Below are 12835 nucleotides of genomic sequence, written 5' to 3'. Positions count from 1 at the left end.
TAAATCATGCAAAAATGCCGCCATCTATATTATAACGGCATTTTTCGGACAATATTATTGAATTTTTAGCTAACTAAAATATTTCCTGTCATGGCTTCCGGAATTTCCACTCCCATTACTTTTAAAATAGTAGGTGCCACATCACCCAGTTTTCCAGGTTTTAAATTCCATGTATGGTCTTTATCCATTACAATAAACGGAACAAGGTTTGTGGAATGCTGTGTGTTTGGGGTCCCATCAGGGTTGATCATCACATCTGAATTTCCATGGTCTGCGAGGATAAATACAGCATATCCATGCTCGTAAGCGGTTGTGGCTACTTTTTCAATGCATTTATCAACAGTTTCTGCGGCTTTTACAGCGGCTTCAAAAACGCCTGTATGTCCTACCATATCGGTATTGGCAAAATTCAGGCATACAAAATCAGCAGTTCCGTTTTCAAGCTCCGGTACAATAATATTTGTAATGTCATACGCTGACATTTCAGGCTTAAGGTCATATGTCGGAACATCTTTCGGGCTCGGACAAAGAAGTCTTCTTTCCCCGTTGAACTCTTCTTCTCTGCCTCCGGAGAAAAAGAATGTTACGTGAGGATATTTTTCTGTTTCGGCAATTCTGATCTGGGTTTTACCATTTCTTTCAAGAATTTCTCCCATCGTATCTTTTAGCACTTCTTCATCAAAGACAACCTGTACGTTTTGGTAGGTTTTGTCATAATTTGTTAAAGTGATATAATGAAGATTCAGCTTACGCATAAAGAATTCAGGAAAATCCTTCTGGGTAAGCACTTCTGTGATTTCACGGCCTCTGTCTGTACGGAAATTGAAACAGATGACAACATCGTTGTCTATAATTTTAGCAACAGGGACAATGTTTCCTGTTTCTGTCGTTTTAACGAGAATAATGGGTTTCAGGAATTCATCGGTCACATTATTATCATAGGAAGCCTTGATAGCAGCCAAAGCATCTGTCGTTTGTATTCCTACGCCTTCTACCATAGCATCGTAGGCCAATTTTACACGCTCCCATCTTTTGTCACGGTCCATCGCATAATATCTTCCGGTTACGGTTGCCAGTTTACCCACCGTAGTTTCCATGTGCTTCTGAAGTTCTTCTATAAAACCTAATCCTGAATGCGGATCGCAGTCTCTTCCATCTGTAAATGCGTGAACAAAAACGTTTTCATTCAACCCGAACTCATGAGCAGCGGTTAATAAACCTTTTAAATGATTGATATGTGAATGTACACCTCCATTGGAAACGAGTCCTATGAAGTGTAGTTTTTTATTTTCTCTTTTAGCATAATCAAAGGCATCCTGAATAATCTGCTGTTGTCCCAGGGTTCCGTTTTCAACGGCCATATTCAGTTTTACAAGATTCTGATATACTACTCTTCCGGCTCCCAAATTCATGTGCCCCACTTCAGAATTCCCCATCTGTCCTGCAGGAAGTCCTACCGCTAAGCCGCTGGCTTCAAGGGTTGTATTTGGAAATTTTTGATAACAGCTGTCTATAAATGGAGTGTTTGCTTTATCCAGGGCGGAAACCTCAGGATTTGTTCCAAGTCCCCATCCGTCAAGGATTGCTAATATTGCTTTTTTTGACATTTCGTATAACTTTTTGTTACACAAATTTACCTAATTTCCGATGAATGAAAGAATTTGGAAGGGTTATTTTAAAAACATCCGGACAAAACAGTATTTAATAGCAGTGAAGAATCTTTTTGATCTCCCATAGATTTATAAGCTATTTATCATTATATCTGAATTGTTCTCTTTTTCATACTCGTTAATTACTTCCAGCTTCCTTGGATTTCCCATCTATCTTTCTCGTTAAATTAACTGCTGATCTGATACGCTTTTATAAATTATTATTTAATTTTGCTTTATGGATTTACGAGATCAGTTAAAGAACCTTTTTCCTGAACATGAGGAAAAGGATTTTGAAATGCCTAAAGAAGAATTTAAGCAACAGGAACCTTTGGTGTGCAAGTTTGAAAAGAAAGGCAGAAACGGTAAGCCAGTAACGGTTGTTGAAGGCTGGGAAGGCAGCGAAGAAGATTTGAAGAAAATCTCAAAAAAAATAAAAACCACCTTAGGAATAGGCGGTTCAGAGAAAGACGGAACGATCATTATTCAGGGTGATAATCGTGATAAAATAATGAATATCCTTAAAGAAATGGGATATAAAACCAAAAGAGTCGGCGGATAGATCTAGAAATAGATCTGGGTTTCCGGCATCAGGTTTTTCAATCGTTCAATCTTAGTTTTTTCTATAGGGTTTCCTGTGAGAATAAGGGTTTTCAGGTTTTTAAGCTGTTGAATCTCTTCAGGAATATTTTTCAGATTATTATTGGCCAGATTCAAACTGACAATATTCTTCAAACCTTTTATCTTAGGTGACAGTTCTGTGATCTGATTACCGCTGACGTTTAAAAATTCGAGGTTTTGCGCTTTAAAAAGTTTTTCAGGAAGCTTTACAATAGCGTTATGCTGCAGCTCAAGATATTTCAGATTTTTAGGAAAAGCAAGATTTCCCAGGTCATTGATCTGGTTTTCAGATAGGTTTAAGAATTTTAGATTTTTAATTCTGTCTAAACGATCAGCAATGATGCTGATCTGATTTCCCTGAAGATTGATTTCCTCCAAAGCAGGAATTTCCATCAGTGCTTCCGGAAAAGCATTCAGGTTGTTGGCATCAAAATGTACAGCTTTTAAATTCTGAAGCTTTGCGACATTCGGATTGATGCTGGTCAGGCTGTTAAGGTTTATAGAAAACGTATTCAGTTTTTTCAGGTTTCCAATTTCATTAGGAATATACTTGATGCTGTTTTCATTTACATTTAAAATCTCCAGTTCGGTTAAAGTAAAGATCTGCTGATCCATTTTTTCAAGTTTATTTCCCATAATATTCAGGAAGAATAAAGAATCCAGTTTCGAGATTTGTGGAGGCAGGTTGAAAAGTCCTTTTTCACGAAAACTCATACTGTAAACCGTTTTCTTACTGGTCAATGCTTCATCGATATTGGTAAATGTAGGATATTTTACAGGATCGATCTGTGCCTTTATCTGGCATAATGAAAGTATAGAAATAAATAGAACAAGCTTTTTCATAGAGTAAAAGTTTTGGCGGCGGCTTTGCCGCCGCCAAAACTGAATATTAATAATTTTACTTCTTTAAAAGTTTCACGGTCTTCTGGAATCCGCCTTCTGCTTCAATATTCAGAACCAGGATACGTGATGCTTCCAGCTGATTGGTAAAATCAAGATCCAATGATCTGTTTACACCATTGAATTTCTTCGTATAAACAATCTTTCCATCCATGCTGTAAGCTGTAACCGATATATCTTTCAGTCCTTTTGGTGAATTGATCTTAACGATTCCTGATGTAGGATTTGGGGCTACGTCAACGGTAGTTTCCGCATTATGACTTTCAATTGTTCCTAATGCTCCGGCTGTTCCCAAATTACTCTTCAAAGCAATAACAATGGTTGCCGATTTACCTCTGTAATCAATCGTATTTCCTGTGGCATCTACATCTGTAGAAATAGTGGAATCAGGATGCTGGATAGAGAAGAAACCGAATTTATGGTCAGGGGTAAATGTCAACCCTGTAGGTTCTGATCCTGCCGGCATTGAAGCAAAAAGCCTCACTTTAGGATTGGCCTGTGTATGATCCGGAGCAATGACCCAGATGTAGTTTTTACCACCATCCTGAAGAACCCAAAGGTTACCAAGTTCGTCAAAAGTAAGGTTATCATTTCCATCACCCCACGCTTCAGACTTCATTCCCTGTGGTGTATTGAATGAATATGCTGTAGAAGCACCTCCTGCAAAGGTTTCCACCTGAGAAGCCGTTGTTCCGTTGTCCTGAAGACGGTATATTTTATCTAGTCCTTTTGCAGTAAAATAGATTTTCCCGTCCAATGGACTGATATCTACGTCTTCTACCCCATTAAACCTTGTCCCTCCCAATGACTGGGCAAGAGCTGTTGTATTATTCTGGTCTGCTTTCACTTTATTAGGTACCTGAACCCATGTCGCTGTAGTTCCTACCGGATCTCCTGAAGGACTTAATCCTTGATCAAGTTTCAAGACATAAAGGTTTCCCGAAGCTAAATTATTCGGCGTATCCATTACATATTTATAGACCATGTGAGTTCCCCCATCTTCTCCGTAATAGGCTGTTGTTCCTGCATTATTCACTACAACATTTTCGTGGTTCATAATCCCCATCTGCCAGAGCTTTCCTTTGGATCCGTCGGGATTTTTAGAAATTACCTGTGCTGTAGCCGGATCAATTTCCACTAGCCATCCGTAGTCCTTGTAACCGTCATTGTTCACATCATTGGCCGTTACTGATTCTTCAGCAGTAACAACGGTACCCCAAGGTGTAATACCTCCTGAACAGTTTCTTATCGTCTGAACTAAACTTGGATCTGAAAAGCTTACTGCTCTGGATCTTGATAGCTGCCAAAGTTTTGTAGAAGCATTGTAATTAACCTCAGCCATCGTAACACCGCCTGGATTGGTTTCATGGTTTACAGAAAGATATCCGTTTGTACTGCTTCCTGTCTTGGCAACATAAGCTGTGAAATCATTCTGACCGCCTACCATTCCGCCACCTTCTGTATAATTATCGCCCTCTTTCAAGATAAGCTGATATTTATGTTCTGCAGGAATGATCAGTTTATTGGTCTGTGCAGTAGGAACAATAGATGTAAAACAGCTGATATGTGTTCCTGTGCATGCCGTAGGAGGTGTAACAGTAGTTGTTGTCTTTAAATAAGCATCGATTCTAAGATCTGAGCTGGCCCCCGTTCTGTTGTGAAGCTCTACAGAAATCCTATTGTTTCCGTTGACAAACTTAGATTTTGGAATAGAGAAAATATTATAAACACTCTCTGCAGCACCGTCAATTGTTGTACTGGAAGGCGTATTGAAAGCAATAGTACCTGCAGGCATATTGTCTCTTACCACTTCAACTCCGTTAAGATAAACAACAATCCCGTCATCTCTCATTACACCCAGTTCCATAGTGTCTGAAAGGGTTGATAAGTCTACTGTAAAATCTTTAGCAAAATAAGCTGCCGTAAGACCTGAGCTGATTGTTGTGGTTACAGGATCCCCATATCCAAGAGGTCCGTTTCCTATAGCCCATGTTGAGATGTCAAAAGTCTGGTCTTTCCATGGGCCTGCCAGGGCCTGGTTATTATCTTTATAGCTCCAGGACGAGTTCTTATTGAATAAAAAGGTCTGTGCCTGCACACTAAATCCGGCAACCATTGCCAATGCCGCAATTGTAAGTAATTTTTTCTTCATTTTTTATTGATTTATTAGACCTTGCAAAACTATTTTTTTGATGCAGAACCTCTGTTAATAGGACTTTAAATATCGATTAAGAAATATTAATTAATTCGGAACCCAATGTTAAGGGAATTAAATAATTGTTAAATGATACTTTGAGTCGAAGGTATTTGGGTTGGAGAGTTTTAGGGTTGTAGCGTGATAATCAATCAGTATTAACCTTTGATTAGTGAAAATTTGAAGCTAGAAGCAAAATAACCAACTATATCAATAATAAAATTAACGACTATTATTTTCAAACTCTAATACCCTAATACGCTAATACTCTAATACTCTCCAACCCTAAAACTCACTTCGCCTTACTCACATCCGTCAATGAATTTAGGAAAGCAATAATCTGACTGATCTCTGTTTTAGTAAGATCCAGTTTGTCCGGTGGAAGTGTTTGGTTTTTCATTTTCAGTCCGAGACCTTCTCCTCCGCCTTCATTATAGAAATCCAGCACTTCTTCCAGGGTATTGAAAGCACCGTTATGAAAATACGGTTTGGTAAGGGCAATATTTCTTACCGTAACGGTTTTGAAAGAATAATCGTAGATCCAGGATTTTTCTTTTTTCACGGGACTGTTTCCTCTTCCCAGATCAGTATCCAGTTCAACAGGAAGATCATTAACAGGTTTTGAGGTTACTCCCAATACCTCAGATTCATTTTCATTAAAAAAAGGAGGCACCAACCCTGAAAAATGAGGTGCAAAATGGCATGTGGCACAACTGGCCTTACCCATAAACAGATTGTATCCTTTTTTTATATCATCAGAAACGTCTTTTTCATTTCTCATAAAACGGTCGAAATCACTATCAAAAGAATACAGAGATGCCACATAAGAACTTAAAGCCTTGGAAAAATTTTCTTTGTTTATTTTACCGTCTTTGAAAGCGGTACGGAAAGCTTTTTTATATTCAGGTTTTGTTTTTAATTTTTTGATGATGTCTTCATAGCTGGTATTAAACTCATCATCGTTGTAGATCACGTGTTCTGCCTGCTGTTCCAGATAAAATGCACGTAGGTCGTAAAAAAATCTTTTCGCAAAAACGGCGTTATACAAGGATGGAGAATTTCTTAAAACAGTCTTTCCTTCCACATTGCTCTGGGATTTTATTTTGAGATCTGTAAAAGCATTTTCCTGAAGATGGCAGGCAGCACAGCTCATTTTACCGTTCTGGCTTAAATTCTGGTCATAGAAAATAGATTTCCCAAGGCTTCGGAGATCAGAGTTATCTTCAGATGATTTTAAAAGTGTATAGAAATAGGGATCCAGAAAATCACTGCTAAAAAAGTTTTTATTCCCAACATTCCAGCCGGAGAACTCTTTAAGATCATCCGGGCTGCCGTCCCACTTTCCAAACTCTTCATAAAGAGGCTGAATATATTTTTTATAAAATTCGATTCTGTCAAAAGTTTCAAAATCTTTATTTTTTGGAAAGATAATTGATCCCTTCAGTAAGAACTTGATTGGCTTTTTGAACGTTGTAGTTTTTAAAATAAGCATCATCGTTGATGTATTTTTTAATTCCGGTAAGGGCATGGCTGGCTTCTTCAGAGATGTTCAGGGAACCTGGTGTATCAAAACCTGTTACTCCAAGAGTATAAATTCTGATCAATTCTATTCTTAATGGAAGCGTTTTGTTATTTCCCCTGCTTAAGCCGTTCTTCACTGTGCTCAGATAAAAACTTGAATAGGAATTATACAAAAAATCTGTAATCGTTTTGATCTTTTCTTTCTCTTTACCTGCTTCATCGGAAAAAATAAGCTCATCCAGAACCTGAAGTCCTTCAGGAGGCAATGTATAGGCTGACGTACCTGCCGCTTCTATATGAAACAGCGGAGCGGCATTAAGGTGTGTTTTTGTGAATTCCGGGTAATGGTAAGCAATATAGAATTCTATTTCTTTAAAAGATTTTCTGGTATCACTCAACGAATTTTGAAGTTCTTCAACGGTAATCTGGTCCTCTGAGAATTTATATACATCTGACTTTAGCCGTTCAAGCCTGTTTTTAAAATCTGACAGGGCTTTATTGACGAAGGTATTTTCGTTTTCCTTTCCTTTATAAACAGGATTAAAGGACATGACAGCAAAACCTATCAAAACAATCACAGCAAGCAGCGGATATAATCTCATGAATTTTTAGCGGCAAAACTACCTTTCTGATGTTATCACAAGTTTAACGGCAGATTAAAAAATGTTTACGTTTTGACACAGTAATTAGTTTGGAGCATTAGTTTTAACGCAAATTCAAATTTAACAAGGCTACTTTAAAAGAGTAAAAATCTATAAACAGCAGTTTCTTATAGAAATATTTTTATTAATTTTAAACCCCGAAATCAAATTCATTATACTTAAGAACGGTGGACTTTCTATGAGCCGCTTAAAAAAATGATGACGAAAGATATTGGGAGAGGATTTTTTTAACATCAATTTACAACACATTAAAACAAAATATAACTATGAAAACAAAAGTACTATTCGCTTTTGCAGCGGTTTTTCTTTCCATGTATGCATTTTCGCAGAAGAAAGAGATGGCCGTTTATGCAGAAAAAAAAGGTAATGACTACTACCTGGTACGCCTGGAAGAAAACAAACAGGTACCGAATGTGTATGTTTACTCAAACGGAGTTATAAAACCTTACAAAAATTATACAGATCTAAAGGACGTTGTCATGGATTTTCCAGGCATGATGGATTCCAATAATTCGACTAAAGAAGAAATGGTTTCTGTGCTGAAAAAAGGAGATAAGTTCTACGAAATTACCACCCAACGAAAAGATCCGAAAAATTTCGAAAAAACGATCATCACGGTCTACGAAATGTTCCAGGGACAAAAAAGAATTGTAGAAGAGTATGATACAATCTATGATCTTGCCGGATCGCCTTATAAAGAAGCTATTTTCATTAATTAAAAAAACAAAAAATATAAATTATGCTAAATAAACTTGCTGCCTCAGAGCTGGTGCTGAATGATGACGGAAGTGTATACCACTTAAATCTTCTGCCTGAAGATATTGCTGATAAGATTATCCTTGTGGGAGATCCGGACAGAGTGGCAAAAGTTTCAAAATATTTTGACAAAGTAGAGATCAAAAAAAATAAGAGAGAGTTCTACACCCACACCGGAACTTTACGTGGAGAAAGAATTACCGTAATGTCTACAGGTATTGGTACAGAGAACATCGATATCGTGATGAATGAGCTTGATGCTTTGGTAAATATTGATCTTCAAAACAAGGAATTTAAAACGGAACACAAAGCCCTTGAACTTTTCCGTATGGGAACCTGCGGAAGTGTAAACCCTGATGTACAGGTAGATAACATGCTGGTAACCCAGAATGTTGTAGGTCTGGACGGATTGATGCATTTCTATCAGGATTACAGCTTTGAAAACGAATTTTCTAAAAACTTCATGGAGAAATTCCCTTATGAAAAGATCAAACCAATGTTATATTTTTCAGACTGGGCAGAAGAAATGGGAGATTATTATAAAGATGCCAAATACCACGGAAATACAGCCACATTCCCGGGGTTCTATGCTCCACAAGGAAGACAGCTGCGTTTGAAAGTAATTGACGATCAATTCCTGGAGACATTGAATGATCTTGGAGTAACAAACTTTGAAATGGAAACCTCAGCGATTTACGCCCTTTCAAAATTATTAGGCCACAAAGCCATCACTGTAAATAACGTTATTGCGAACAGAAGACGTGGAGAATTCTCTGCAGACCATTATGCTTCCGAGAAAAACCTTATCGATTGGGTACTGGACAGAATTATTAAATAAAATATTCAGAGCCTTACAATTTTAAGTTTAAGCCTTTTCGGCTACATTAAAATACAATACTAATATCTGCGTAATCTGTTAAAATCTGCGGGAAAATATTTTTTATTTATACCCAAAGACTGATCAGATTACGCAGATTTATTTTGTGTTGAGATTTTTATCAAATAAAAAGATCAGTGAAATGCTCTGGGATCCGGATGTTTAAATACAAAATCCAGTTCTGAAATTAATTTTGAAGGGTTTATTATTTTTCCCTCACCTACTGTTTCCTCAGGAGATGGCAGATCTTTCTGGGCATTGATTACCTGGCCCTTTGACGGATGTTGAGGTGCTGTTACATTATACAGTTTCCCAGATGAACCTTCTTCGATCATCTTTTCAATCACGCAGGAAATATCTTTATAGTGAATATGATTCACCGGAGCTTCTAAATTTGAAACATTATAATTTTTAAGGAGCCTGTTATCTCCCATAAGTCCTGACAGCCTTAAAATATTTACCTGTGGATATTTAATTTTGATCATTCGCTCTCCCTGAACATGATCTGTAGAAAGACTTTCTTCTGTATATTCACCAGGAATATCCGGATAGACACCGGTAGAACTCATCACAAACATCTGTCCTTTAAAATCACCAATAAATGAAAATAAATGCTGAATCCTGTTATATAACGAACTGGCACAGCAACTTTTCCCGGAAAGGGGAATCGTGATGATCAGGACATCCATATTTTCGATTGCTTCCCATTGTATGATTTTTTCTTCCAGTTGAAAATCCGGGAAGCTGGCGACAGAAGCGCTAAATCCTTTAAAAGACAACTCATCAGCTTTGCTTTTTGTAGTAGTGGTAACATATAGTTGATACTGTCCGGACATTGAATCGGCAATCCTTGATCCCAGCCAGCCGAAGCCTACAATTCCTATTTTCTTCATAAATTTTCAAGTGTATGCATTAAGGATTTAAATCTTATTCTTTTTAATAAGCAGAAACATTGCAAAATTAAATCAATTTATACTGTCCGCAATTTTCATTGTGCACATTCTTAAAAACTCAAAACAGTATCTATTATTTTCAGATTATTTAATGGGTACTTTATTCCGTACAATCATGTATCCGTACATTGGTTTTTTTGTCTCATTTTGAACCTAACAACTGTTAGTAGTAGAACTACGACAAAAAGAAAAATAGCCTTTTATATTTTTCCTCATTATGACTTTGCTTCTTATATTTGTTTCACGTGGACGTGATTTCAATAATAGCATTACAAAACTGTAATTCAGAATATTAAATTCATTAAACTAAATATTAATTATATTTTAAAGCATAATATTATAAAGGGATTTATTCCAATCATCAAGTGAAAACAGAACGATAAATTCCTCACAAAGATACTATTCTGTTGACATGGTTCTTACAGTATTTATCTGCAGTGAGTGACAGAATACCCATAATGCAGCACTGCCCGGTAGGCTGCTTATATACACTAACCAGAAAAAATATGATATGTTTCAGGACAGTAAATCTCAAAAAAATCAGATCTCAAAATCTAAAAAAGATCTGAAAAGCATAGATCCGGCAGATTTGAATGCTGCTAAAGAAGTTGTAAAGAAAACTGACAAAATAAAAAAATCAGTACAGACAGCCGGACAGGCACTCTCCTATACCGGCAGTTTCATGAACAAAGTTTCCCTGCCCAATACTCCTCTGATCTCTGAAAATAAAATCTGGACAGAGCAGCCCACTTCCAAAATTCACAATGCCGGCTCCATTCCCAAAAGTGAACTTCTGGGGATCAACCGTGTCGTGAAACTCGAAATCATTATTGAAGGGAAAATTGTAAAACATTTCAAGCATTTTAAACTCACTCAGAGTGCCGTTAAGCATCATCAATTTGACCTCACACTTGCTCATGATACTTTGGGAGAAGCTGAAAACCACAATCTGGAACAGGCACAAAATTTCCTGGGGAAAAGAATCACAGTAGTATTTAAGTATAAAGATGTAGAAGAAAGTCCCGAACGTAACTTTGTAGGCGTCATTACCGAAGTAGGTTTCAGCCAGGATAAAGGCAGTCTTGGGAATATTGTCCTTACCGGATGCAGTCCTACCGTTCTTTTGGATGCGGCACCACATATTCAGAGTTTTGGCGGTGCCCAGGAAATCAGCCTGAACAGTATTGCAGATTGGGTGATCAAGGAAGGTTTGGGTTCCAATAAATTTGATTTCAGAGTAGATTCCCAGCATGGAAATGTTTCTTACAGCTCTCAATATGAGGAAACCCATTTCAACTATCTTTCAAGGATAGCAGAAGCTTACGGGGAGCAGTTTTATTATGATGGCGAAGTTCTTCATTTCGGAAAGCTGCCACCACAGGAAAAGCCCGTGCAGCTCGTCTATGGCAGCAGTGTACATGATATTAAGATCAAAATGAGAGCCCAGCACGTGAATCCAACTTTTTATGGCTACAACAGCAGCAAGAATGAAAAGCTTACCACGGGGACTTCAAAAATAAACCACCAGTCAGATATTGCCAAAAGGGCGTACGAAATATCCCAAAAAACTTTCACCACACCTTCCTTGAGAGTTGCTCCGATCAAAGCATCTACATTTATGGATATTGATGCTTCACAGAAAGGTACGGCAGGAAGCAAAGCAGTAGATGTTTTTGTTACTTCAGGAACCACAAGCGTCCCCTTCCTATATCCAGGATGTACTGCAGATGTAGAAATGCGAAAATCTGAAACCAATCAGACTGCTTATTTTACCAAACTGATGATCACTGAGGTCAGTCACGAAGTAGATGCAAGAGGTTACTACACCGGAAACTTCGAGGCTATCGCAGCAGATACCGGATTTATTCCCCGGCCGGAATTTGAAATGCCAAAAGCTGATCCCCAGTTCGCCAAAGTAATTTCAAATACAGATCCGTTGAACCAAGGTCGTGTTCGGGTCCAGTTTGACTGGCAAAACGGACAGGATACTTCAGAATTTATCCGCGTGATGACACCGGATGCCGGAAACAGTGATAAAGTCAGTAAAAACCGTGGATTCATGGCAATTCCAGAAGTTGGAGATCAGGTGATCGTTAATTTCGTTCACCAACATCCCGATCGTCCTTTTGTCATGGGAGGTATGTTCCATGGAGGAGTTGGCGGCGGTGGCGGAACCGGAAATAACATCAAAAGCCTGAGCAGCAGAAGCGGCAATAAACTGGAACTCAACGATGGCGAAGGCTCTGTTTTCTTAACCGATCAGGGAGGAGCCAATATGAAATTTGACGGTGCAGGAAATGCAACAACCAATGCAAATAATAACAAAACAGTCACCGTAGGAAATAATAATACCGTCAATGTAGGAAGTGTCAGTGCTATCAATGTTGGAGGTAAAGAAGGCGGAGGAGCCAATTCTATGCTTAAAATGGATAATGCAGGAAGTATAACATTGGAATGCGATACCAATATCACCATTAAAACAGGAAGCAGTTCCATTACCATGACCACAGGCGGAGACATTACCATAGAAGGACTCAATGTAAAAGTAATAGGAAAAACGACAACAGAGCTTGGAAAAGCCTCTGCAAATCCCGGAATTAAAATTGACGCTGATATCAATTCCAATGCAGCAAAAATTAATATGTCATCCTCAGGACCTACCAATATCAAAGGGGCTGATGTGGAAATCAATAAAGGATAAT

10 protein-coding genes are annotated in these 12835 nt (G+C 37.9%); 4 read left to right on the top strand and 6 right to left on the bottom strand.

The features are described 5' to 3' along the window. Positions 1 to 65: 65 nt before the first annotated feature. Entirely contained in the window at positions 66 to 1607 is a 1542-nt protein-coding gene (gene gpmI, locus QF044_RS06900; protein WP_307265341.1) for a 2,3-bisphosphoglycerate-independent phosphoglycerate mutase, read from the bottom strand. Between the two features lie 280 nt (positions 1608 to 1887). Between gpmI and QF044_RS06895 the strand changes: the two genes are divergently transcribed. Further along, positions 1888 to 2211 carry a translation initiation factor gene (locus QF044_RS06895; protein WP_034707663.1) on the top strand — a complete coding sequence of 108 codons (324 nt, stop codon included), beginning with the start codon at positions 1888 to 1890 and terminating at the stop codon, positions 2209 to 2211. Between the two features lie 2 nt (positions 2212 to 2213). Here QF044_RS06895 and QF044_RS06890 read toward each other — a convergent pair whose 3' ends face one another. From QF044_RS06890 to QF044_RS06875, 4 genes are all read right to left on the bottom strand, one after another. Next, positions 2214 to 3113: a leucine-rich repeat domain-containing protein gene (locus QF044_RS06890; RefSeq protein WP_307265334.1), complete on the bottom strand. Its 900-nt coding sequence runs from the start codon at positions 3111 to 3113 to the stop codon at positions 2214 to 2216. A gap of 55 nt (positions 3114 to 3168) precedes the next feature. After that, positions 3169 to 5322, bottom strand: a complete 2154-nt coding sequence (locus QF044_RS06885; RefSeq protein WP_307265331.1) for an alkaline phosphatase PhoX — start codon at positions 5320 to 5322, stop codon at positions 3169 to 3171. Between the two features lie 334 nt (positions 5323 to 5656). Next, entirely contained in the window at positions 5657 to 6859 is a 1203-nt protein-coding gene (locus QF044_RS06880) for a cytochrome-c peroxidase (RefSeq protein ID WP_307265328.1), read from the bottom strand. Continuing rightward, on the bottom strand, positions 6777 to 7487 hold the full coding sequence (locus tag QF044_RS06875; protein ID WP_307265325.1) for a hypothetical protein: 711 nt from the start codon (positions 7485 to 7487) through the stop codon (positions 6777 to 6779). Before QF044_RS06875 ends, QF044_RS06880 begins: the two co-directional genes overlap by 83 nt. Before the next feature lie 326 nt (positions 7488 to 7813). Between QF044_RS06875 and QF044_RS06870 the strand changes: the two genes are divergently transcribed. Both QF044_RS06870 and QF044_RS06865 read left to right on the top strand, forming a co-directional pair. Beyond that, a complete protein-coding gene (locus QF044_RS06870; protein WP_307265322.1) occupies positions 7814 to 8266 on the top strand; it encodes a hypothetical protein in 453 nt (150 codons plus the stop codon). A gap of 20 nt (positions 8267 to 8286) precedes the next feature. Beyond that, on the top strand, positions 8287 to 9141 hold the full coding sequence (locus QF044_RS06865; RefSeq protein ID WP_307265321.1) for a nucleoside phosphorylase: 855 nt from the start codon (positions 8287 to 8289) through the stop codon (positions 9139 to 9141). Between the two features lie 173 nt (positions 9142 to 9314). Here the strand turns inward: QF044_RS06865 and QF044_RS06860 are convergent, their stop codons facing one another. Further along, positions 9315 to 10073, bottom strand: coding sequence for a hypothetical protein (locus QF044_RS06860; RefSeq protein ID WP_307265318.1), 759 nt, complete (start codon positions 10071 to 10073; stop codon positions 9315 to 9317). A gap of 571 nt (positions 10074 to 10644) precedes the next feature. On the opposite strand from QF044_RS06860, the gene QF044_RS06855 reads away from it, so the two are divergent. After that, positions 10645 to 12834: a type VI secretion system Vgr family protein gene (locus QF044_RS06855; protein WP_307265315.1), complete on the top strand. Its 2190-nt coding sequence runs from the start codon at positions 10645 to 10647 to the stop codon at positions 12832 to 12834. Position 12835 lies beyond the last annotated feature (1 nt).

Source organism: Chryseobacterium sp. W4I1, assembly GCF_030816115.1.
Classification (GTDB): Bacteria; Bacteroidota; Bacteroidia; order Flavobacteriales; family Weeksellaceae; genus Chryseobacterium.
Note: the sequence above shows the minus strand (reverse complement) of the source record. Positions and strands in the feature narration are given on the sequence as shown.